The 24,498-nt window shown below is 39.2% G+C and carries 15 protein-coding genes; 7 read left to right on the top strand and 8 right to left on the bottom strand.

Annotated features, from left to right (window positions below; genetic code table 11):
* Positions 1–38 precede the first annotated feature (38 nt).
* From WC644_07095 to kbl, 3 genes are all read left to right on the top strand, one after another.
* On the top strand, positions 39–287 hold the full coding sequence (locus tag WC644_07095; GenBank protein ID MFA5011707.1) for an acyl carrier protein: 249 nt from the start codon (positions 39–41) through the stop codon (positions 285–287).
* 157 nt (positions 288–444) lie between these two features.
* Positions 445–1,692, top strand: coding sequence for a glycine C-acetyltransferase (locus tag WC644_07090; GenBank protein ID MFA5011706.1), 1,248 nt, complete (start codon positions 445–447; stop codon positions 1,690–1,692).
* Between the two features lie 106 nt (positions 1,693–1,798).
* Positions 1,799–3,064: a glycine C-acetyltransferase gene (kbl, locus tag WC644_07085; GenBank protein ID MFA5011705.1), complete on the top strand. Its 1,266-nt coding sequence runs from the start codon at positions 1,799–1,801 to the stop codon at positions 3,062–3,064.
* An 89-nt stretch (positions 3,065–3,153) separates the two neighbouring features.
* On the opposite strand, the gene WC644_07080 is transcribed toward kbl, so the two are convergent.
* A complete protein-coding gene (locus WC644_07080) occupies positions 3,154–6,768 on the bottom strand; it encodes a vitamin B12-dependent ribonucleotide reductase (protein MFA5011704.1) in 3,615 nt (1,204 codons plus the stop codon).
* Positions 6,769–7,272: 504 nt separating this feature from the next.
* Here WC644_07080 and WC644_07075 point away from each other — a divergent pair.
* Together WC644_07075 and WC644_07070 are read left to right on the top strand one after the other, a co-directional pair.
* Positions 7,273–8,697, top strand: coding sequence for an aldehyde dehydrogenase family protein (locus tag WC644_07075; protein ID MFA5011703.1), 1,425 nt, complete (start codon positions 7,273–7,275; stop codon positions 8,695–8,697).
* A gap of 7 nt (positions 8,698–8,704) precedes the next feature.
* Positions 8,705–9,634, top strand: coding sequence for a GDP-L-fucose synthase (locus WC644_07070; GenBank protein ID MFA5011702.1), 930 nt, complete (start codon positions 8,705–8,707; stop codon positions 9,632–9,634).
* 125 nt (positions 9,635–9,759) lie between these two features.
* Here WC644_07070 and WC644_07065 read toward each other — a convergent pair whose 3' ends face one another.
* From WC644_07065 to WC644_07045, 5 genes are all read right to left on the bottom strand, one after another.
* A complete protein-coding gene (locus WC644_07065; protein MFA5011701.1) occupies positions 9,760–11,178 on the bottom strand; it encodes an efflux transporter outer membrane subunit in 1,419 nt (472 codons plus the stop codon).
* A gap of 1 nt (position 11,179) precedes the next feature.
* Positions 11,180–14,368: a multidrug efflux RND transporter permease subunit gene (locus tag WC644_07060; GenBank protein MFA5011700.1), complete on the bottom strand. Its 3,189-nt coding sequence runs from the start codon at positions 14,366–14,368 to the stop codon at positions 11,180–11,182.
* Positions 14,368–15,534 (bottom strand): efflux RND transporter periplasmic adaptor subunit, encoded by a 1,167-nt coding sequence (locus tag WC644_07055; protein ID MFA5011699.1) that lies wholly within the window; start codon positions 15,532–15,534, stop codon positions 14,368–14,370. Before WC644_07055 ends, WC644_07060 begins: the two co-directional genes overlap by 1 nt.
* Before the next feature lie 91 nt (positions 15,535–15,625).
* Positions 15,626–16,312: a potassium channel family protein gene (locus tag WC644_07050; GenBank protein MFA5011698.1), complete on the bottom strand. Its 687-nt coding sequence runs from the start codon at positions 16,310–16,312 to the stop codon at positions 15,626–15,628.
* A gap of 9 nt (positions 16,313–16,321) precedes the next feature.
* Positions 16,322–17,062, bottom strand: coding sequence for a DNA alkylation repair protein (locus WC644_07045; GenBank protein ID MFA5011697.1), 741 nt, complete (start codon positions 17,060–17,062; stop codon positions 16,322–16,324).
* A gap of 75 nt (positions 17,063–17,137) precedes the next feature.
* Between WC644_07045 and WC644_07040 the strand changes: the two genes are divergently transcribed.
* Together WC644_07040 and WC644_07035 are read left to right on the top strand one after the other, a co-directional pair.
* Positions 17,138–18,487, top strand: coding sequence for an MFS transporter (locus WC644_07040; GenBank protein ID MFA5011696.1), 1,350 nt, complete (start codon positions 17,138–17,140; stop codon positions 18,485–18,487).
* Between the two features lie 539 nt (positions 18,488–19,026).
* Positions 19,027–20,025, top strand: a complete 999-nt coding sequence (locus WC644_07035) for an NAD-dependent epimerase/dehydratase family protein (GenBank protein MFA5011695.1) — start codon at positions 19,027–19,029, stop codon at positions 20,023–20,025.
* Positions 20,026–20,249: 224 nt separating this feature from the next.
* Here WC644_07035 and WC644_07030 read toward each other — a convergent pair whose 3' ends face one another.
* Both WC644_07030 and WC644_07025 read right to left on the bottom strand, forming a co-directional pair.
* Positions 20,250–20,609, bottom strand: coding sequence for a T9SS type A sorting domain-containing protein (locus WC644_07030; GenBank protein ID MFA5011694.1), 360 nt, complete (start codon positions 20,607–20,609; stop codon positions 20,250–20,252).
* A 318-nt stretch (positions 20,610–20,927) separates the two neighbouring features.
* Positions 20,928–24,485 (bottom strand): hypothetical protein, encoded by a 3,558-nt coding sequence (locus WC644_07025; GenBank protein MFA5011693.1) that lies wholly within the window; start codon positions 24,483–24,485, stop codon positions 20,928–20,930.
* Between the last annotated feature and the right edge of the window lie 13 nt (positions 24,486–24,498).

Here is a 24,498-nt window from a genome sequence, read left to right as displayed (position 1 = left end):
ACAGAATAAATTTTAATAAACTTAAAACGGAGTAAAAAATGGAAACAAAAGATGTAATTCTGGAATATGTCAGGAATGAATACCTTGAGGATGGAGATGACAGAGAAGTAACATACGATACGCCGCTTATATCGGGCGGGATAGTAGATTCGTTTTCTATGGTATCTTTAAAGGTGTTTTTAGAGACAAAGTATAATTTATCGATACCTGATGCAAAGGCAACACCGGAGGCGTTTGACAGCGTAAACAACATAATAACCCTGCTGAAAGAAATGGGCGTGAAGTAAGATAATTGATTTTTAAAGATTGACACACTAAAAGAACTGATTGGTTTATGATTTACACTGGTAAAGAATAAATTTTAATCATAGACAATAATAAAACGTCAGTTAAATCAGTGTGCGTTGTTGTTAAAAATAATTTTAAATTTATAGGAGTTATAGAATGGCTTATTCAGAAGTTATAAGGAAGGCACTTTTAGATGAAGTGACCGGAATAAAGACTGCCGGTTTATTCAAGGAAGAAAGAGCTATATGCGCACCACAGGATTCGGAAATTGAAGTTCAATATCCGATAGGAAGCGCTGAAAAGAGAGTGATTAACATGTGTGCGAATAACTATCTTGGGTTGTCCTCGCATCCTGATGTTGTTGCGGCAGCACACAGAGGGCTTGATCACAGAGGTTACGGCATGTCGTCAGTCAGGTTTATTTGCGGTACACAGGATACACACAAAGAACTTGAAAAGAAACTAACAGAATTTTTAGGTACTGAAGATACAATTTTATTCCCGTCATGTTTTGACGCGAATGCAGGTGTATTCGAAGCAGTACTGACGGATCAGGATGTAATGATAGCTGACAGGTTGATACATGCCTCAATAGTCGACGGAATCCGCCTTGCAAAAGCACAGCAGGATACGTTTAAGCATTCTGATATGAAGCATTTGGAAGAAAAACTAAAGCTTCATCAGGACAAGAGGATCAGACTTATCATTACAGACGGTGCGTTTTCTATGGACGGCGACCTCGCAAAACTCGACAAAATAGTTGAACTTGCAGAAAAGTACAATGCCATGGTATTTATAGATGAAGCTCATACATCAGGCTACATAGGTAAAACCGGAAGAGGTACGGCTGAGCATTTTGGAGTAATGGGTAAAATTGACATTATATCCACAACACTCGGTAAAGCACTTGGAGGGGCTTCGGGAGGCTGTATTTCAGGAAGAAAGGAAATTGTAGAGCTATGCAGACAAAGAGGAAGACCATATTTATTCTCTAACGCTGTAGCTCCGTCAATCGTTGAAGCATCAATGGCGGTGCTTGACCTGATTTCAAAGACGACTGAACGAAGAGACAAACTTGAGAAGAATACTGCATTCTGGAGAAAGTCACTCACAGAAGCCGGACTTATTATTAAGGAAGGTGAAACAGCAATTGTTCCTGTTATGCTTTTCAATGCTAAATTATCACAGGACTTCTCAAAAGACTTATTTGCCGAAGGAATTTATGCAGTAGGATTCTTCTTCCCTGTTGTTCCAAAAGGACAGGCAAGAATTCGCACACAACTTTCAGCGGCACATGAAATGCATCATCTTGAAAAAGCTCTTGATGCTTTTGTGAAAGTCGGTAAGAAATATGAAATCTTAGGAAAAACAAAACAAGAAATTATTGACAGATACGGAATGTAAGAATATAAGGAAATAATATAATTAAAGCCGAATCGAATTGTTCGGCTTTTTTATTTCTACTTATTTTTAAAGTGAGGTTTATTATTATTGTAAAAAACATTATTTTATGTACATAAGGACCAAGTTAGATTTAGCGAAAGAACTTTCGGAAATCAAGAATTCAGGGTTATACAAAGATGAAAGAATAATTCTTTCAGACCAAAAAGCATGTATAAAAGTGAAATATCCGGATAATTCAGAACCACGGGAAGTATTGAACTTCTGCGCAAATAATTATTTAGGACTGGCTAACCATCCTGATATAATAAAATCAGCACATGAAATACTTGATACACATGGGTTCGGGCTTGCGTCTGTAAGATTCATCTGCGGAACGCAGGATATTCACAAGCAACTTGAGAAGCTTATTGCAGATTTTTATCACACAGAGGATACAATATTATATTCTTCATGTTTTGACGCAAACGGAGGCTTGTTTGAATCGATACTCGGTCCAGAAGATACGATTATTACAGATGCACTGAACCATGCGAGTATAATAGACGGAATAAGGTTATGCAAAGCACGCAGGCTAATTTACAATCACTCTGACATGCGTTCGCTTGAGGAAAAACTGCAACTCGCACGCGAAGGTTCGGATATCTGGGACCACAGCGGTCTTGAAGCACCGCCGCATCCTGCAAAAAATATTATGATTGCAACCGACGGTGTGTTTTCTATGGACGGAGACATAGGAAAACTCAGAGAAATAATCGAACTTGGAAATAAATATGATGCGATGGTGATGGTTGATGATTCGCATGCAACAGGATTCTTTGGCAAAACAGGAAGGGGTGCAATAGAGCATTGCGGAGTGCTTGGAGAGGTTGACGTAATAACCTCTACACTAGGAAAAGCGATGGGAGGTGCTACAGGAGGTTTCACAACGGGAAAACAGGAAATCATCGATATGTTAAGACAGCGTTCACGTCCATATTTATTCTCTAATTCTGTGGCTCCGCCGGTTATAGGTGCAGCAATTACAGCATTCGAGATGCTTGACAAGAGCGATGACTTAAGGGAAAAGTTAAGGAAGAACACTGAATATTTCAGGAGCGGAATGAACAAATTAGGTTTTGATATAATTGAAAGTGTACATCCAATAGTACCTGTGCTTTTCAGAAAATTTGAGGATGATGCCGTACTCGCTCAAAATGTATCGAAGGATTTATACGACGAAGGAATTTATGCAGTTGGATTTTTCTTTCCCGTTGTACCTAAGGGAATGGCAAGAATTAGAATTCAGATATCAGCAGCGCATTCAACAAATGATATTGAAAAATGTATTTCGGCTTTTGAGAAGGTCGGGAAGAAGCATGGGGTAATAAAGTAAGAATGAAAATAAGCGTAAAAAATTTGAACTTAATAAAAAGGGCAGATAAATAATCTGCCCTTTTTTATTTACTTTATTAAAAGTATTAACTATGAACAACCGCTTGTAGAGCCGCAGCTCATGCATTTGAGACATGTACCATTACGTACCATTGTTGCTTGTCCGCATTCCTGGCAAATATCCCCAGTATAACCCTTAAGAAGAGCTTCTTCAACCCTTACCTTTTCAGATGTTCTTGTGTTTCCGTTACCAGCTGGATTACTGACAATCCTAATAGGTACCGAATGGTCAACAACAATTTCTGTTTCTTTTGGCGTCTCTTTTATTTTCTCTTCAACTATTCTTTCACTGTAAATCTTTTCTTCATAATACTCGATATCTTTATCCTTTTCTGTCTTTGCCAGTGAATCGACAGGACTGATTGCAATCTGGTCCTCAGGAATATGAGCAAGGTCAGTACGAGCAAGATAAGTAACGGCAAGTTCGCGGAAAATATAATCAATTATAGATGTAGCCATTTTAATATTTAGATTACCAATAATAATGCCATTAGGTTCGAAACGAGTATATACAAAAGCATCAACAAACTCTTCAAGCGGGACACCATGCTGAAGACCAAGAGACACAGCAATTGCAAAACAGTTCATAAGACTTCTGAAAGCTGCGCCTTCGCGATGCATATCAATAAATATTTCGCCAAGCTGTCCGTTATCATACTCACCTGTACGCAGGTAAACATTATGATTTCCGATTTTTGCTTTCTGTGTATAACCTCTTCTGCGGAAAGGAAGTTTTCTTCTTTTTGCAATATACCTGTGAATAATACGCTCTGCAACCTTTACAATATCAGCATTAGCAGTAACAGTTATTTCGGATTTTTCTTCCTCTTCAAATTCAAATGCTTCATCAGTAATTCTATTGAGAGGCTGAGAAAGCTTTGAACCGTCCCTGTACAACGCGTTCGACTTCAGACCAAGAGACCATGAAAGCATATAAGCATTCTTCATATCCTTTATTGTTGCATGATTTGGAAGATTTATTGTCTTTGAGATAGCTCCTGAAATAAACGGCTGGGCCGCAGCCATAGTTTTAATATGGGCTTCAGGAAGAATATAGCGTGTTCCTTTTTTACCACATTTATTCGCGCAGTCAAATACCGAATAATGCTCTTCTTTAAGATGCGGAGCACCCTCAATAGTCATCGTACCGCAAATATAGTCGTTAGCTTCATCAATCTGTTCTTTAGTAAATCCAAGAGCTTTTAGTATACTAAAATTATAATCATCAAGTTGTTCTTCTGTAAATGTAAGAACGTTCTTGCAGAAAGCTGCACCGAGAGTATATTTGTTGAAAGCAAAATTAATATCGAACACACCGGGAAGTGATTTTTCGACCTGTTTAATAACTTCCATAGTAAATCCTTTGTCGGTTAATGACTGTGGATTTACGTGAGGGCATCCGATAAGAGAGCCGTAACCTTTAGTATACTTAATAATATCGTCAATTTCGTTTTCACTATAACCAAGATATTTTAATGCAGGAGGTACTGATTCGTTAATAATTTTGAAATAGCCACCGCCTGCAAGTTTTTTGAACTTTACAAGTGCAAAGTCAGGTTCCACACCAGTTGTGTCGCAATCCATGAGAAGACCAATAGTACCTGTAGGCGCAATAACAGTTACCTGAGCATTACGGTATCCGAATTTCTCGCCGAGTTCAAGCGCACGGTCGGAATCTTCGCGAGCGGCTTTAAGTAAATCATCGGGACAGAATTTTTTATCTATACCAACAGGATAGATTGAAAGCCCCTCATACTCTTTCTTATTTTCATTATAAGCAGCCCGTTTATGATTACGAATTACTCGAAGCATGTTTTCCCTGTTCTTTGGAAATTCAGGGAAAGGACCTAGTTCTCTTGCAAGTTCGGCAGAAGCAGCATAAGAGCGCATGTGCAATATTGCAGTAATTGCACCTGTAATAGCTCTTGCTTCATCCGAATCATAAGGAATACCGAGAATCATAAGTAAAGCACCAAGGTTTGCATATCCAAGACCGAGAGTTCTATACTTAAATGAAAGCTCTGCAATTTCCCTGCTTGGGAACTGTGCAATTAGAACACTTATTTCAAGAACGATAGTCCAGATACGTGAAGCATGTCTGAACTTTTCAACTTCGAACTTACGGGAATCGCTATTGAAGAACTTAATGAGATTCAAAGATGCAAGATTGCACGCTGTGTCATCGAGGAACATATATTCACTGCACGGGTTTGAAGCTTTTATTTCACCGCCGTTAGGACATGTATGCCATTCATTGATAGTTGTATGAAACTGAATACCCGGGTCAGCACAAGCCCAAGCTGAATAAGCAATATCATCCCAGAGTTTACGCGCTCTGAGAGTCTTTGATGGCTTTGGAGTTCTATTTTCTTTTGCTGATCTTTTAAGTTCAACACGCCAGTACAGATTCCATTTATCATCCATTTCAACAGCTTTCATAAAATCATTTGTTGCTCGAACGCTGTTATTGGAATTTTGACCTGAGACAGTTGCATAGGCTTCCGAATTCCAATCAGTATCGTAAACAGGAATAAATATTTCCTTAAAACCAAGTTTAGATAACTGAATTACCCTTTCTATATAATTTTCGGGAATGTATGCGCGTCTCGCATCTTTTATAGCTTGAGCGAGTTGTTTGTTCTTTAATCTGTCGGTACCGTCATCTTCGGGATGAAGCGGATTTCTGCATGCATCCAGAATTTTATTGAGATGCAAGTTAAGCTGTTTTGAACCGGCAACCAAAGCAGCGACTTTCTCCTCCTCAACAACTTTCCAGTTGATAAAATCTTCAATATCAGGATGGTCAAGGTCAAGAACGACCATCTTTGCGGCTCTTCGTGTTGTACCACCCGATTTTATAGCACCGGCGCTTCTGTCTCCGATTCTCAGGAAAGACATCAATCCCGATGATTTTCCACCTCCGCTTAACTTTTCCCCGGACCCTCTGATGTTAGAGAAGTTAGAACCGGTACCCGAACCGTACTTAAACAATCTTGCTTCACGAACCCAGAGGTCCATTATACCGCCTTCGTTAACGAGGTCATCGCTGACAGACTGAATAAAACAAGCATGCGGCTGGCAGTGTGAGTAAGCATCAGACGAGCGGGTCAGCTTTCCGGAATCGGGGTCAACGTAGAAGTGCCCCTGCGAAGGACCTGTAATACCGTAAGCCCAGTGCAGCCCTGTATTGAACCACTGTGGAGAATTCGGAGCGGCAAACTGCATAGCAAGCATATAGAACAGCTCGTTATAGAAATTCTTAGCATCGGATTCTGTGTCGAAGTATTTATACTTCCATCCCCAGTAAGTCCAGCACCCTGCAAGTCTGTTGAAGACCTGACGTGAATCGAATTCGGAGGAATACAATTCCGTCGAATCGGAATTTTCAATATCGATTTCACTTTTCTGAAGCCAGACGGGTACATTTTCTTCGTATACTTTCTTTAAAACTTTTGGGACACCTGCTTTACGAAAATATTTCTGAGCAATTATGTCCGTAGCAACCTGTGACCAATGCTTAGGTACAATAATATTATTCATCTCAAAAACAACTGATCCATCGGGGTTACGGATAACAGATGAACGCCTATCATACTCTATTTGGTTTAGTGCTATTGAATTCGTAAATAACTTATTTATCTTCATTCGTTCTGATAAATCCCCTTGTTAAAATTTTTTATTACAATACGATTATTTTAAAGAATTACTTGTTGGTTTGTATTTGCAAGTTACAAGATTTAAATTTAAAATCAAACATCCAATTTAAAGTTTTTCACAAATTTTCCGCTTGACTATTTAAATAATTTTACTTGTCTTTGAAATTCGAGTGTCATATCCTTTGTTTTTATAACATTTTGTTTTTTACAGTATGAAATAAAAAAACCTTAACAAAAATAGCGCGATAATTTTAATTATGTATAACTGAATTAAAAATACAAACATCTGTCATCCCTTTGTTTATATGTGTTTACAGGGCTGGCGTTTATTATGCTTAGTGTTTAAAAGGTTTAAGGGAAACAGAATGCAGATAAATGTTAGAAGATATTAAGTATGAATAACTTTTTGCATCATAAATTCTCTTTGTACGGGTAAAGAACATTGACTAATATTATTGATATATTATTAATACTTTTATAAAATTTTATTATCATGGAAACAGAAAAGTTTATTGTAGAAAATAATTTTGCACAGTCGGATAGTTTCGTAGAAATTATCAATCCTTACACAAACAAAATTGTAAAAAGGGTATACAAAACAACCAAAGAACAGGTAAATGTATCGCTAAACTACCTAAGCAGTGTTTTTCAAAAATTTAAACTTATTCCTTCTTACAGCAGAGGTGAACTATTAGAAAAAATCAGCACAAAAATCAGTGAAAGAAGAGAAGAACTTGCCCGTTTAATTACATTAGAAACCGGAAAACCGATAAAGTACTCATTTGCTGAGATGGACAGAGCAATTTTCACGTTTAAAACAGGAGCAGAAGAAGCGAAAAGGATTGAAGGTGAGATAATTCCTCTTGACCAATTAAAAGGAACGGAGAACAAAAACGGATACATAAAAAGATTCCCGATTGGAGTGATTTTTGGTATAACTCCATGGAATTTTCCCGTTAATTTAGTAGCTCATAAGATTGCACCCGCTCTCGCTTCGGGTAATACATTGCTTTTAAAACCTGCTACAGCGTCATTGTGCAGCGGTATTGAAATTGTTAAGATAATAAAAGAGGTTTCTGACGAAATGAAACTCGGATATTGCCCGGTCAACATAGTAACTTTATCGGGAAGCGAAATAGAGGAATTTATTGCAGACGACAGGATAAAAATGGTTAGCTTTACAGGCAGTCCTCTTATCGGATGGAGAATAAAAAGTAAGCTAAGTAAACAAAAAATATCGCTTGAATTAGGAGGTAATGCAGGAGTTATCGTTGATGAGTCGGCAGATATAGAGATAGCTGTTCCCAAAATAATAACAGGGGGATTTTATGGAGCCGGTCAATCATGTATTTCCGTGCAAAGGGTATATGTTCACCGGAATCTATACGACGAATTCGAAAAGAAGATTGTTGAAGCTGCCAAAAAAGTGGTTTACGGAAATCCGGATGACGAGGACTGTCTCTCAGGTCCGATGATAAATGAAACTGAGGCAAAACGTGCTGAAAGATGGATTAAGGAAGCATTAGAATCGGGTGGTAAGGTTCTGACAGGAGGAAAAAGAAACGGTTCTGTGCTTGAACCTACATTAATGAGTGATGTTCCTATTGCGTGTAATGTTAATTCTAAAGAGGTGTTCGCCCCGGTAATGGTTTTAAAGAGATTCAATGACTTCAAGGAGGTTATCAAAGAGCTTGATAATTCAGATTACGGTTTGCAGGCAGGTATATTTACGAATAATCTGAGTAATGCAATGTACGCATACGAGAACATCGAAGCAGGAGGTATTGTTATAAACGAAGTATCAGCCTTCAGGGTTGATTCAATGCCGTACGGTGGAATGAAGCTTTCCGGCATGGGAAAAGAAGGAATAAAGTATGCAATTGAAGAAATGACAGAAAGAAAAATATTAATAATATAATCATAAAATGGATAAAAAATCTAAAATAGTTGTATTCGGCGGAACGGGAATGCTCGGAAGTGCAGTCGTAAGGAATTTAAAGAGTAAAGGATATGAAAATGTTTATGCTGTTTCAAAAGATACTGAGTTTGACCTTCTTAACAAACAGATGGTAGATGATTTTATGATAAACATGCAACCTGAATATTTATTCATGGTAGCAGGACTTGTTGGAGGCATTCTTGCAAACAATTCAAGACAGGCTGACTTTTTATATCAGAATGCTCTAATGATACTTTATACTCTTGAATCAGTTAAGAATCATTCTCCCAAAACTAAAGTGCTATTCACTGGTTCGACGTGTATCTACCCGAAAGAAAATCCGCAACCTATTAATGAATCACGGTTTATGGCAGGTCCTCTCGAAGAAACAAATAAAGGTTATGCGATTGCAAAAGGAATGGGGGTAATTGCATGCCAGCTATACAGGGACCAGTATGGTTTAAATACTCTGGAAATAATGCCTACAAACATGTACGGACCAAAAGATAATTACGACTTAAACAACAGTCATTTTATAGCTGCTATGATAAAAAAGTTAGTTATGGCGAAGAAAGAAAATATTGTTCCAACATTCTGGGGAACGGGAAAACCAAGAAGAGAGGCTCTTCATGTTGATGATTGTGCGAATGGATTAGTGTTTTTAATGGAAAACTACAACAGTTCAGAAATAGTAAACATCGGTACAGGAACTGATCTCTCAATATCCGAATACATTGGTATTACGAAAAATTTAGTTGGTTATGAAGGATCAATAAATTGGGATACATCAAAACCAGACGGGATGTATCAAAAACTTACTGACATTCAAAGACTGAAAAAGATAATGCCGGACTTTAAACCAAGGACATTTGAAGAAGGGGCAAGACAGATACTAAGAAATGATTTTGGCATTTAAGCAAAAATTTACTACAAAGAACAAAATATCATAATAAAACAGATAGAGAATTTATAAACACCCTTCCCAAGCTGAGCCTGGGAAGGGAAATAAAAATTTCTAATTTATTTTATTTATATCTCTAATCATTTCACGGTATTATCGTTTAATTTGTCAACCCATCCGCCTGCAAGAACTTTGTAAATATTCACAATACTTTTGTACAATATAGATTTTGTATTGACATATTCAAGCTGAGCGGAAAACAGTGACCTTTCTGCATCAAGCACTTCAAGATAGCTCGAAACCCCTTCGTTGTATCTCATATCAGCAAGACTTTTGTACAGCTCGAGTGATTCTACCATCTTAGCCTCGAGTTCAAGCTGTTCCTGTGTAAAAACCCTGTCGGAAAAAGCATTCTCCGATTCTCTGAATGCATTTCTAACTGTGGATATATACGACTGAAGTAGTTCTTTTTTTACTGCTTCTGCAACTTCAACCTGACTTGATATTTTTCCTCCCGTAAAAATAGGAGCGGTAATATTGCCTGCAACATTCCATAAATAAGCTGAGGGATCAAGTATTGTGGTCAGGTCATTACTCGCAAGACCGAGTAAACCGCTTAATGAAATACTCGGATAATACATTGCTTTCACAACACCAATCTTAGCATTAGCAGAAATGAGCTTCTGCTCTGCCTGTCTTATGTCAGGTCTTCTTTCAAGAACCTTTGAAGGAATTCCTGACGGCACATCGGGTACGGAAAGACTGTCAAGAAGATTATCAGTATCAATCCTCTGCGGATTCTTCCCAATCAGAACACTTATGGCTGTTTCAACCTGAACGATACTTTTTTCAATCTGCGGGAGTTTCGCTCGTGCTGTCCAGTATTCAGACTCCAGCTGAGCAAGTTCAAGGTCAGATAAGTCACCCTGCGCCCTTCTCAGTCTGAAAAGAAAAAGCGAATACTCTCTTGAATCAATTGTATTTTTTGTAATCTGAAGTTGTGCTTTAAGTGCAAGCAAATCGATGTAAGACAAAGCAACCTGAGAGGCAATATACAACACAATTCCCCTTTTTGATTCTTCGGCAGCGAGCAGCTCTGCCCTTGCGGATTCATTCGAACGGCGTATCTTTCCCCACAGGTCAATCTCCCAATCGGCAGAAATACCGATATTAAAAGTGGCTCTTTTTGGATTCATGTCCGTGCCAGTGTTTACAGAAGAATTCTGTCCGTATTTTCCCGATAACTGCCCATTGATTTGTGGATACATATCTGCCTTTGAAACTCCGTAAAGCCCGAGATACTGCTCAATACGTGCAGATGCCATAAGAATATCAGAATTTTCTTTTATGGCCGTATTAATCAGCTCTGTCAGTTTCGGATCATTGAATAAAGACCACCACGAAGTATCTGCAACCGCTAAGGAAAGGCTGTCCTTTATCTTTATAGAATCGTCGCTGAAAAAACCTTTTGGTATATCCAGATCGGGTTTCTGATAGTCAGGACCAACCGAACATCCGCCTATAATCACAAGGAATAATATTATTATATATTTTTTCATATTATTCATCCCCTTTCTTGTCTGTTATCTCCGGCGGAGGCAAAAAGACATCCTGATTAGTATCCGATTTCTTCTCTCTAACAAAATACTTCTCAACCATAACGAATAATGACGGAATGAGAAAAATTGCAAGCGATGTTGCAACAAGCAATCCTGAAAACACCGCCATACCCATCACCTTTCTGGCTTCAGCACCAGCACCGGCAGCACGGACGAGAGGTACAACACCAAGTATAAATGCAAATGATGTCATTAAAATCGGACGTAGCCTTAGTTGTGCTGCTTCAAGTGCAGATTGAATAATCGGCTCGCCTTTTTCTCTTCTTTCCTTTGCAAACTCGACGATAAGAATAGCATTCTTTGCTGCGAGACCGATTAGGGTAACAAAACCTATTTGCGCATATATATTATTTACGTATGATTCGCTAAAGAATCTCGAAATCCACAGTCCGAGCATGGCTCCAAAAATTGCGAACGGTGTACCGAGCAGAACACTCATGGGAAGTGACCAGCTTTCATACTGAGCAGCAAGTATTAAAAATACCAGAACAAGAGCAAGTACGAAAACAGTCGCGCCCGTTCCCGCAGCTTTTTCTTCCTGATAAGACATATCAGACCAGTCGTAGCCCCATCCTGTCGGTAGGACTTGCGCAGCAACTTCCTTTAGAGCATTCAGACATTCTCCCGACGAGTACCCCTCCCCCGGGACACCCGTCATCTGGGCGCTTCTGTAAAGATTAAACCTGTTTGTAAAGTCGGGACCGGTAACATTTTTAATTGAAACAATTGAACTTAGCGGTACCATATCGCCTTTATTATTCTTAACAAAGAATTGACCGAAATCACTTAAAGCATCCCTGTATTCTCCTTCGGTTGAAAGATAAACACGATAGACTCTTCCGAACTTGTTAAAATCGTTAATATAACTCGAACCAAGAAAAGTGCCGAGCGTTTGATTAACAGACCCGATATCAATTCCCTGTTTTAGTACTTTATCAAGATTAATATCTGCATATATCTGAGGAACGTTAGAACGGTAGAATGAAGTAATCGAACCAATCTCAGGCCTTTGTTTTGCAGCAGCCATAAACTTCTGCGTCATCATAAACAGTTCTTCGGGAGTGTTTCCGCTCTTATCCTGAAGCATAAAAGAGAATCCCGAACCTGTTCCGAGTCCCTGAATAGCGGGAGGACCAAAAACGAACGCTACCGCCTCGGGTATCTCATTTGCAAGCCGTTTATTAAGCATTTGGATTATTTCGAAAGAAGTTTCACCGTCTCCGGTCCTTTCGCTCCAAGGCTTCATAGCTATAAAAAATCCGCCTACATTGCTGCCCGTTACACCTGATATAAAGTTATACCCGACAACTGTCGTATAATTATCAATAACCTGTGTTTCCGCAAAAATCTTTTCAACCTTCTTGCAGACTTGATCAGTTCTCTGTATTGAGCTCGCATCGGGAAGAATCACGCTTGCCATAAAATAACCGTTATCTTCCTCCGGAACAAATCCTGTGGGCACTGCTTTGAATAAAACAAGTAGAAGAACAATTATAATACCTATGAATAAAACAGAGCGGATTGTTTTTCTTACGAGTACTGCTGTCAGCGACATATAACCGTTCGTAAAGCTGCTAAACCTATTATTAAACCAAACATAGAATTTGTCAAGCGGAGATTTCTTTCCGCCTTTGGGTTTCAAAAGCATTGCAGCGAGCGCAGGACTGAGAGTAAGAGCGTTGAATGCCGAGAACAGAACAGAGATTGCTATTGTTACAGCAAACTGCTGATAGAGGCTTCCGGTTATACCTCCCATGAATGCAACGGGAATAAACACAGCAGCAAGTATGAGAGCTATTGCTATGACAGGGCTCGTTACTTCCGACATTGCTTTAAGCGTAGCTTCTTTCGGCGATAAGCCCTGCTCAATGTGGTGCATAACAGCTTCAACGACAACAATAGCGTCGTCAACAACAATACCAATCGCAAGCACCATCCCGAGCAAGGAAAGAGTATTGATTGAAAATCCCAGCAGAGGAAACATTATAAAGGTTGCCACGAGCGAAACAGGAACGGTGATTAAAGGAATAAGGGTTGCTCTCCAGTTCTGTAAAAACACAAACACGACCAGAATAACAAGAAGTACTGCTTCAAAAAGTGTATCAACAATTTCAGCTATACTTTCTTCAACGGGCAGGGTTGTGTCGAGCGAAACATCGTATTCTATACCGGGGGGAAAAATTTTTGCAGCGTTTTCGACAACTTTCTTCACATCTTCGGCAACCTGCAGTGCATTCGAGCCGGGAAGCTGATAGACGGCAATAACAGCGGCATTGTTTCCGTTGTTCCTTCCCTGTATGCTGTAAATCAACGAACCAAGCTCAATACGTGCTATATCCTTAAGAAAAAGCTGGGAACCGTCAGGATGAGTTTTAATAATTATTTTTCCAAACTCTTCTTCGTTTAAAAGCCTCCCTTTAGTCCTAACAGTATAAGTAAAATCTGTTCCCGGAGGAGCGGGTGCGGCACCAATCTGTCCCGCCGGAGAAATTACATTCTGCTCCTGAATGGCATTTGTAATATCGGTTATAGTAATACCCATCTTTCCGAGCATATCGGGTTTAAGCCATATTCTCATCGAATAGTCACTCCCCCCGAATACACGAACATCACCAACGCCATTCGTACGGCTAAGCTCATCGATTATATTTATTGCTGCATAGTTTGAGAGGAATGCATTATCGAACTTTCCTTCCTTTGAAGTTAAAGAGAACAGCAAAAGAGGAAACACAAGTGACTTTTTTATAACTACACCATATTGTTTCACTGAATTCGGCAGAAATGAAGTTGCCTGAGATACACGGTTCTGAGTAAGAACGTTTGAATTATCAAGGTCAGAGCCGACATCAAAAGTAACCTGCAGAGTCATCGTACCGTCGCCGGCATTTATTGACTTCAGGTAAATCATGTTCTCTACACCGTTTATCTGCTGCTCAAGCGGAGTTGCAACGGACTGTTCTATATCAACAGATGAAGCGCCTGTATATGTTGTAGATACGTTTATATTCGGCGGTACTATGTCCGGGTATTGAGAAATCGGCAGACTTTTCATAACGATTATTCCCACGAGCACAAGCACTATGGAAATAACCATAGCAACAATAGGCCGGTTAACAAAAAATTTCGACATTATTTAAGCCCTTCCTTAATGATTAAAGAATCGAGCTCTGTGTTTGCATCAAGAGGCTTTACAGGTATGCCGGGTTTGACTTTTAAAATACCCTCTGATATAACTTTCTCGTTTACTTTTATCCCGGACCCGATTACAGCCAGCTGTCCAATCTTTGTAATGATTTTTAGTGTTCTTATTTCCGTTAAACCCTGTGCATTCACCACATATGCCTGATGCATTCCCTGCAACTCAAAAATACACTTAGTAGGTACAACTACTGCACTCTTCAGCACGCTTACTATAGTTCTTATTTTTGCATACTGTCCGGGTCTTATAACCTTATCGGGATTTGGGAAAGTACCCTGCAGCATCAGCGTTCCCGTTGAAGGGTCAATCTGTCTTTGTAAAACATTAATCGTACCTGTATAATTATAAGTCGAACCATCAGCCAGAATCATTTCAAGAATCGATTTGGCTTCTTCCCTGCTGATGCTGGGATTCTTTGCCTTTTCCATATATCTTTTCGTAAGAGCGATGTACTCCTGTTCACTGATTGAAAACCTGACGAGAATCGGGTCAACGTTCGATACTGTATTAAGCGGTCCGGTCGTGAGTTTACTGACGTAATCACCTATTTTAAGATTCGTAATGCCTATTATTCCCGAAATTGGCGACGTTATGCTGGAATACCCAAGATTAATCTTCGCAAGCTTCAAAGAGGCTTCTGCAGATTCAACATCTCCGAGACGGGCGTCTCTTGTTGCTACTGCTATTTCAAGCTGTCGGGTGCTCACTGCTCCTTTTTCTGCAAGAGGTGTATAACGCAAAACGTCAGATTCTGCCTGAACGAGCATAGTTTGCGCAGCTGCAAGATTTCCTTCCGCTTCAGCCACTCTTTGCCGAAGGTCAGGAGTATCGATTGTGTACAACAACGCACCCTGCGAGACCTGAGTGCCTTCCGTAAAATAAATTCCTGTTATAAAGCCGTCAACTCGTGCCCGAACTTCAATATCCTCCGCACCGAGTGTTTGTCCTACCCATTCCTGTTTAACAGGAACATCCTTTTCTATAGATGTAATGAATTTAATTTCTGGAGGTACGGGTGCTGTAACTTCCTTTTTCCCGCAGGAAGAAATTAAAAGGGCTGTTATCAACAAAAGAAAAATGGAAATCCTTGAAATCATTTTTGCTCCTAATTATTGTTTAATAGGGAAATAAAATTATTTTATCAAACTTATAGAAATATTGAATATAATTCAATTGTATAAAATATCATTACACATTTATATTTTTATCACCTTGCTTCTTTTGAGGTTTGAGCGATATCAGTCTTGCAATAAGTACTGCAGGATAAAGCTGACCGATAACTGCCTCGAGGTTGCTCAAAGAACGTACAAATGGGTGCACTGGAGTTATATCACCGTATCCGACAGTAGTTATAGTAATAAAACTGAAATGGTTTAGACCTGCTATGTTTACGTTACTGACATTAAATACGCCGTCACCATAAATCAGGCTCATCATCTGATAGGCAGCCGTGAAAACGTTTGCTGTCAGTAGAAATCCTGCTATGGCACCGCCTAGCCTTTCCATTGTAAAGATACCTCCTTTAAACACTCGAATCAAAATCAGTATCAAAAGTAATAGGAAAAACAACATCTGCGATGATGCATCAACAATATTAAGCAGGTGTATATTATGATTTCTGTTGAATATCCATACAATGAAAGCCATAACCGAAAATGCAGTTACAATAAATTTGAAAACTTTGTTTTCAGTCAAAGCCGAAGCTCCGGAAATTATAACTAACAAATAAAGAGATTTTTCAATGATTGAACCTGAATCAAATTTGTCCGAAACGGGAATAATCAAAAAGTTTAGAAGTATTATAGATATCAGGAAAACCGTAAGACTGATTTCGGAATACCAGAAATTAACAAACCTGTTTAGAAATTTATTCATTTTTTAGGATTATATTTGTTTAAACATCCTTCTCGCGAGAACTTTCATAGTCGTTTCCGTACGGAATTCTCTCAATGCATCGCTGGCTATCCATCTCGCAGACTTTGAATCAAGCATTTTTATTTCCTCAGCGCAGGCTTTTGCTTTCTCATAAAGTTCGTGATCCCTCTTGCCTATCTGCCTCAGCGCCCAGTTTACAGCCTTCTTCACGAAATTTCTTTCATCGTAAGATTCCTCTTTTATTCTTTTCAGGAATAAATCAAACTCACTCGTCGTGAGGGTCTTGTCATGAACCGCCATAACTGCCATCATTACAAATCCTGCACGTTTTTCAAACTCCTTTTTTCTGTAAGACCATTCGATTGCTTTATCGAAAGCGTATCTGGTTTTTCTGAACAGATTGCTACAAAGGCCGTCGCAGATATCCCATGATTTAACGTCCTTAAGCCATTTTTCCATCTGTCGCTTTGTGACTATCTCCGGATTTTCAATAAGGAAAGCAACTATGCGGGCTTCGTGTATACCCGTCTCCCATAGTTTGAGTGAGAGTTCGTGATTGTTCCTGTAGCGTTTAGCAAGGCTTCTGAGAAACGGTATGCTGCATCCGAAAGCTTCTTCAAAACGGATTCCGAAACGCTGCATTCCTATTAGGTTTGTAGAATTTCCGTTTGCTTTAATTTGACTTAGAATAATATTCAAACCATCCATACGCTCTGTAAATAAACTAATTATGTAAAATAGTAAATTCATAAAGCAATTTCGTTGTCTTAATTCAATACGCTTTTTTCATAAAACTTATTATATTATTATAACTAAACTTAATTAATGGCGAAAGTTAAATATTCAAGAGAGTTCTGGGTTGCGAACACGGTTGAGCTGTTTGAGCGAGCAGCATATTACGGATTTTTCATAGCGATAACTTTATACCTTACCACAGTAGTAGGATACGACGATATCTGGGCAGCATGGATAGGCGGTGTGTTTTCAGCGGGACTTTATTTCTTACCGCCGTTTGCGGGAGCTTATGCGGATAAGATTGGATTCAGGAAATCAATATTGCTTGCATTTTCATTACTGACGATTGGATATACAGCTTTGGGTTTATTTCCATTTAAGGTGATGGTATTGCCGGCTCTTGCAATTGTTATGTTTGGCGGATCGTTCATAAAGTCTGTAATAACCGGAACGATAGCAAAGACGACAACTGAAGAAAACCGTGCAAAGGGATTTTCTATATTTTACGGTATGGTAAACATAGGTGCGTTTCTCGGCAAAACGTTTGCATATCCGTTAAGGCTTGAATTAGGGCTTGTGTACGTAAATTTGTATGCAGGGCTTATGACGCTCATTGCTCTTATAGTAGTATTTCTTCTATATAAAAATGCGGACTTATCGGGCGAAGGAAAAAAACTGAAAGAAGTATGGGACAGTTTTATTAGAATAGTTGTAAACAAAAGACTGATAGCGTTGATACTTATTGTTACGGGGTTCTGGATAATACAGCATCAGCTTTACGCAACCATGCCAAAGTATATTTTAAGAACAGTAGGCAAAGCGGCATCACCTGAATGGATAGCAAACGTAAACCCATTCGTGGTGGTAGTTTCTGTTTATTTTATAACTAACCTAATGAGAAAAGTTAGGGCAGTTTATTCAATGTCTGTAGGAATGTTTCTTATGCCGATATCAGCACTTTCAATGGCATCGAGCTATCTTCTTGAAACATACACAGGAACATCTGTTTCATTCTTTGGTTTGTTTACGGCACATCCAATAACAGTAATGTTAATAGTCGGTATTGTTTTTCAGGGACTTGCAGAATGCTTTATATCTCCGCGTTATCTTGAATACTTTTCTCTCCAAGCACCAAAAGGAGAAGAAGGATTGTACCTCGGATTTTCGCATCTTCATTCATTTCTATCGTCATTATTAGGATTTGGATTATCGGGATATTTACTGACAGCATACTGTCCTGACCCTGCAACTGTTGCACCCGAACTTCTTGCAACCGCATACGACAAAGCTTATTACATCTGGTTTTACTTTGCTGGAATCGGTGTTGTAGCAGCAATTGCACTTCTTATTTACGGCAAAATAACAGATGCATTGGATAAGAAGAAGAAAAACCTTTCAGGTAAAGATGCCTTGGAAGCAGTAGAGCAGGAAATGCTTTAAAATTCTTAATTGTCATTATTTCTTGAATATGATTTTATTTGTGTATTAATAAAATTAAAACTTTTCTGTGCTCGCTTTGTCGAAGTATCGACGTGTCAAACAGCATTTGCTTTCGAGTTGCAGATCCGTCGCGGTTGATATGCTTTGTTTTAAAAATTTATTACCAACAATAATTTAATATGTTTTCTCTGTGTACGAGTCGTAGATTCGCCGTGGAGTCCGTCTCATAACCACTTTTACACCCCTTTCATTCCGACGAAAGCAGGGATCCGGTGACTTTTAAGGTTTTTTCTTAAGCGTTACCTTAGTTTTTGTTTCGAGACATACTCGGTGGAGGACGCACTCTGTGGTAAAATATGTTTCAATGCTCTTATTTGTTCGTAGCCAAATGCTACAATGAGTAACTCAATCTTCCGGGTTGAGAGCAAAGGGTATCATTACCTTCTAAATTATTGCAAGCGGATAAATGCCCCGTAAAATCCGAAACTCCAATCATAACTCTCACAACAATAATTAACTTCAACCTCATACATTTTAGATTGAAAAATAGAAAAAGAGAACATAATTTTGTGTCATCATACAAACAAATTTTTGAAAACAACATGCTGCAAACAATATTAGGTTCTGGAGGGGCAATTGGCAAGCCGCTCGCACGTGAATTGAAGAACTACAACTGCGATATTAGACTGATCTCTCGAAATCCTCAAAAAATAAACGACACCGACCTGCTTTATCCGCTCGATGTCTTTGACCTCGCGGGAATAGATAAATCAATCGAAGGAAGCAGCGTGGTTTACGTTACAATTGGATTTGAATACAAACTCAAAGTATGGCAAAGGATATGGGTACCGTTCATAACAGAAGTTATTAAATCTTGTAAAAAGCACAAAGCAAAACTTGTTTTTTTTGATAATGTTTACATGTATGACAAAAATGCTGTGCCATTTATGAATGAAGAATCACCGGTTAATCCTCCAAGCAAAAAAGGTGAAGTAAGGGCTAAGATTCACGAACTAATTATGAACGAAATCGAAAAAATAGACCTCGATGCTTTAATCGCAAGAGCTGCTGATTTTTATGGACCGGAGAATAAAAGTAGTGTATTAAAAATCATGGTAGTCGACAATTTAATCAAAGGGAAAAAAGCACAGATTTTTGGTAACCCCGATTGCATCCATACCTACACTTACACACCCGACGCTGCGAAAGCTGTTGCGTTACTCGGCAACACATCCGATGCCTACAATCAAATCTGGCATGTGCCAACAACAAAGGAAAAACTAACAAGCCTCGGATGGATAGAACTTATTGCTAAAGAGTTGTACTGCGAACCTAAGATTCAGAAATTTCCTGAATGGATAGTCAGTTTGCTGGGCTTATTCGTTCCCACTCTGAAAGAATTCCCTGAAATGATGTATCAGTATAATCAGGATTACATATTCGACAGTACAAAATTCGAAAAAAGATTCGATATTTCAGCAATTGAACCTGAAGTAGGTGTGAAAAACATGATCTCAGAATTAACTATAAAATCCTGAATACTCGATTCATACTTGGTGTCTCCTTGCACTCTGATTTATCTCATATTAGTCTCAAAATTTTTATTATTCTTATCTGCAGATTCGTCCCCAAAATTTAGTACGGTAAAGAAATAGAGACCATACTTAATCTGGATTGCAGGGTCAATTTAGTGAAAAATTATTCCCATAAAAAATGCCCGGGAACACTGGGCATTCATTGTTGAGCTATTTTCTCCTTGTACTTATTTTATGAGCATCATTTTTTGGGTCTGTGTGAAATTGCCCGCTGTCAGCTTGTAGAAATAGATACCGCTGGAAAGTTTTGATGCATCAAAATCCGTCGAATAATACCCTGCATCCATTATCTTATTCACATGTACTCCTACTTCCTGTCCAAGTTGATTGTAAGCTTTCATCGTTACATTTCCTCTTGCTGGTATCTGGAAGTTTATCTTCGTTACGGGATTGAAAGGATTTGGATAGTTCTGCCCGAGCAAATAATCAAAAGGAAGCTCTGTTGATATTACGCTTATTCCCGTTGTTGATACCGGTGTTTCCCGGAGTCCTCTCCCAAATGTTGCTGCATGCAGCCTGTCACCCATTGTCGAGTATAGTATATATCAAGCTCCGGTACTACTGTACTCGGTAGTCCGTTGCTGAATGAAGTCCAGTCGTTTGTACCGTCTTTACAAAAACACCAGCATCCGTTACTACGTATAGTACATTTCTGTCCGTTACTGATTTATACTGAACAACGCACATTATGGGAATGCCCGGCAGTCCTGAAGATATGTTTGTTCATGTTGCTCCACCGTTTGTTGATTTGAAAATTCTTTCGTTGTCGTAGCCTCCGTACGTTATCCATACTACATTAGGATCATTATCGCAATAATTCAATAATGCACAAAATAAAATCCTATTTAGAAGAACGCTGTAACCTGTGCCCTGCCTGTGTGTATGACCTGTTTGCTTCCTTCTACTCTGCCGTCGTAGTTAAGTGTTGCCTGAATGTTTTTGCTGATGCTATAGTCGAAGACAGTACGCCAGTAATAGCTCTTGCCCGATGGTCTTCCTGATGTCAGCTCGTACGGGAAATTTGTCACGCTTGTGTTGAGTATTACTTCGTCTCGCTCTATTTCGAGCCGCAGTCTTCCGAGCGACGTGAACGAATAAATAAATCTGAGTATCTGCTGGTTTATCTTTGCCGTCATTGGTTTTACCGGATATATGTCATCCGATTTTGTATAGTTGAACTGGAATCCGCTTTCTATGCTCGGTATGGGTCTGTATGCAAGGTCTGAGTTTATGCTGTATCCCGATATATTCCTGTTGCGGACTGAGTTTACGGGTGCTATGTTTCTGTCTGTCTTTATTACGTAATCAAGCTGAGCTGTTATGTCAGATGTAAGCCCTAGTCTTGCACGAATGGAACGCTGTATGTTGAGAGCCCTTTCGTTTCCGCTGCTGTACTGGCTGAAGTTTGTAAGCTGTTGATACCTGAATCTGAATGAATACGAGGGATTGTTCTCAAACAGGTAAACGTCCTGCTGAAGTAGCTGTGCACCCGCGAGTGTGTTCGAGTCGTTTAGAAAGGTGCTTAGCTTCATGAAATATATGTTGTCTGTCACAGGATCTTTGCTGCGCTCGTCAATTCTGATGTATGTTTCGGCAGAAAAATTATTGTAAATATCTGCAAAGATTCCCTTACCCGTTGAGAAAAAATAACGCGATGGCTTAAGCGTTATCCTGAATGATGTTTTTAGGTCAACCGTCGGAAAGAACTGGTCTGTTGGTACGTTCAGTTTTATGTAATTCCCGTCAAAGTTCGTTAGCTGAAATTCGTTTTCATCCTGTATGCCGTTGTTGTTAAGGTCGCCAAGATAAATGTAATTCCCCTGCCCGACAGGTACAAGTACGTATAGTTTCTGTATCTTTGCAGTGCGTTCGCTGGTTACTGAATAAAGAACATCGGCAGTAACGGCGTTGTTCAACGGCGTGAAACGAAGTCTTGAATTCACAAGAACAGATTTATTATCAACATTCCCTTGATCAAGAGCAATGCTCGAATAGTTTCTATCTCTGATTGCGAAATCCATATCTGCATAGAACCACTGTACTCCCTGATAAAGCAGCCCGTATCTCTGAGTAAAAGCTCTTGAAAATGAAGCTAACATACCATTGCTCGGTACATCGTCATCCCTGTAACTGAACTCGGCAAAAAAATTAAAGTTTATTATATTGTTGAATGATATGCGGGGAGCAATTTCAAGAAATCTGAAACTGTCATACAGCAGACTGTCACCTATTGTCATCGTACTTATTGATGATTTTCTGTTTTCATTGTTTAATCCCGCGGAGATTTCCATGTAGCTTAGTTTTGTTTCATCACCGAAAAATTTCTTGTACCCCAGAAAAGCCGTCTGCTTAAACCAGTTTCCCGAACGGTTTATGTTTTCATTATTGCTTGAAATATTCTCAACATTGTACTTTACTACGGGAAGGTTCTTATTAAATCCGGACGAACCTGCTGTGTTAAACTCAAGCCCTCCCGTGAATCTTGTTGAATTGAAAAAATCTCCGCGTATAAGCTGCGCAAAACTTCCCGACATCTTCATGTTCTGCCCCGGCGCTATCAGAAGGTTTGCGTCTCGGTAATGCTCTGTAGCTGTAGTGGAATCGAAGAGGTCAAAGTTTCTGTTAAACTCTACTGAATTAATCCTGTCAAGCGTTGTAAATTTTCTGTCAATCATTCTTTCTTTATAGGATGCCGTTATGTTATCGAAATTAATTCCGAACATGTTAAACTTAACTTTCCTGAATCCGATTTCCCCGTTGAATGCAGCTCCTCCGGTCTTTGAGTCTGATTCAGCAAACTTATTTGAATTGAAAAGCGAGTACGCTCCTTCAAACTTAAAGTATAAATCCCGCGTTCGGTTTATTGCATAATCTAACGTTACCCCTGCTATCTGGTACGATGTCGGCACCGGCAAATATACAATCGGCAAATAAGAACCGCGTCCTATTCCTACAAAATCGTACTGGTATGTACTTACACTGTTGTAGTCTCCGCTTCCGGCTCCTACGTATGAAAAAGTAACCTGATAAACAGCAAGTGAATCTCCCGGCTTAAATCTATAAAAAGTAAACGCCGAACCATTTATTAGTGTATCAACTTTTACGTATGCACCCGTTGGATTATTTAAAGAGTCGTACCCGACGTAAACCACTCCCGAACGTGATGCCTTCAGTCTGTTGCTGCCTGCATTCTTGAGTATAACCTTATCCGAATCGCTGAGTGTGAAATCAATGGTCTTATCCTCGTTGTCCGTTTCGTTCAGATACGAAACTCCTATCGTAAGCTTTTTATCGAATAACTTGTAACCGCTGTTTGCTACAATAAGGGAGCGGCTGTACTTCCTGTCCGAATACTCAAACTCAATCACAATTCGCGTTGCATTGTTTATGATTCGTTTGTTCGTAAACGTAATCTGCCCGAGTCCGTAATCTATGACATAATCCGCCTGCTCGCCGCGTGTCATAAGCAGTCCGTCTATGTAAACTCTCTCCGTTCCCGAAAGTACGAGTATGTTTATTTCATTCGTTGCACCGCTCAGCCTGTAAGGTCCCTGTACACCGTCTATTCCGTTAAAAGTATTGCTGTTGTACTTTCCGCGCGAGACTGCACCTGTAACGAGAAAGTTCCCGAATTCAAACTCCCCGTACCCCTTTGCTCCCTGTATCTTTCTGTTGAAGTTTAGGAATTCCGACGTTTGAAGTTTTACGTCTATATCGCCGAGCGTTGCACCAAGGTTACTGCTTTTTATTTCTATATATACTTTGTCAAGCTCCTGAAGCTTCAGCGTGTTGCCCTCGGGTTGAATAGGTGTGCTTTCATCGTTTAACGCTGCGTTTATTTCTATATCACTTGTAAGTTTTCCATTCAACTGTAATCTAAAACCCGAATTGAGCGAAAGGTCTTTATTAGTCCCGAGCGTAAACCCTCGGAAAAGACTTCCCGTCCTCTGCAGGTCCGTTCCCTCAAATATGTTGTCAATGAAATCTGTCGTTTGTGTTGCAATCTGTATCGTATCGCCCGTGAGTGTATCCGTTTCTATTTTTAAGTCGAATATGGAATACTCGCTTTTTATGTTGTAAGGGAAAATATCATACCTGACGTACACATCATAAATTCTAAGCGTATCGAATGAATACTTGCTGAATAGTTCTTTTGAAACTGATATAATGCCGTTTTTGTAATCGAAAACATAATCGGAATACCTTGTAAGAGTTTTGCCGTCAAGAATTATTACGTCAGTATTTGGTACTACAAACTTTTCATTCGTTACAAGAACCGTATCCGTATATGTAATCTGAAGTTTAAGTTCTTTATAGTTGGGGTCTTGCTGCGAGCGTAGATATCCCGTTAAAGCAAAAGTAATTAATATAATCAGAAATAATATTATCTTTTGCTTTGTCAATAAACTCTCTGCA

This window comes from Ignavibacteria bacterium, assembly GCA_041649015.1.
Lineage (GTDB): Bacteria > Bacteroidota > Ignavibacteria > Tepidaquicellales > Tepidaquicellaceae > CAIKZJ01.
This window is presented reverse-complemented; position numbering and strand designations above follow the sequence as displayed.

Bases quoted from the DNA above. Each gene is read 5' to 3' on its own strand.
- WC644_07030 (MFA5011694.1), bottom strand. From the start codon at position 20,609: ATGGGTGACAGGCTGCATGCAGCAACATTTGGGAGAGGACTCCGGGAA.
- WC644_07060 (MFA5011700.1), bottom strand. From the start codon at position 14,368: ATGTCGAAATTTTTTGTTAACCGGCCTATTGTTGCTATGGTTATTTCC.
- WC644_07045 (MFA5011697.1), bottom strand. From the start codon at position 17,062: ATGAATTTACTATTTTACATAATTAGTTTATTTACAGAGCGTATGGAT.
- WC644_07055 (MFA5011699.1), bottom strand. From the start codon at position 15,534: ATGATTTCAAGGATTTCCATTTTTCTTTTGTTGATAACAGCCCTTTTA.
- WC644_07090 (MFA5011706.1), top strand. From the start codon at position 445: ATGGCTTATTCAGAAGTTATAAGGAAGGCACTTTTAGATGAAGTGACC.
- WC644_07065 (MFA5011701.1), bottom strand. From the start codon at position 11,178: ATGAAAAAATATATAATAATATTATTCCTTGTGATTATAGGCGGATGT.
- WC644_07040 (MFA5011696.1), top strand. From the start codon at position 17,138: ATGGCGAAAGTTAAATATTCAAGAGAGTTCTGGGTTGCGAACACGGTT.
- WC644_07050 (MFA5011698.1), bottom strand. From the start codon at position 16,312: ATGAATAAATTTCTAAACAGGTTTGTTAATTTCTGGTATTCCGAAATC.
- WC644_07095 (MFA5011707.1), top strand. From the start codon at position 39: ATGGAAACAAAAGATGTAATTCTGGAATATGTCAGGAATGAATACCTT.
- WC644_07070 (MFA5011702.1), top strand. From the start codon at position 8,705: ATGGATAAAAAATCTAAAATAGTTGTATTCGGCGGAACGGGAATGCTC.
- kbl (MFA5011705.1), top strand. From the start codon at position 1,799: ATGTACATAAGGACCAAGTTAGATTTAGCGAAAGAACTTTCGGAAATC.
- WC644_07080 (MFA5011704.1), bottom strand. From the start codon at position 6,768: ATGAAGATAAATAAGTTATTTACGAATTCAATAGCACTAAACCAAATA.
- WC644_07075 (MFA5011703.1), top strand. From the start codon at position 7,273: ATGGAAACAGAAAAGTTTATTGTAGAAAATAATTTTGCACAGTCGGAT.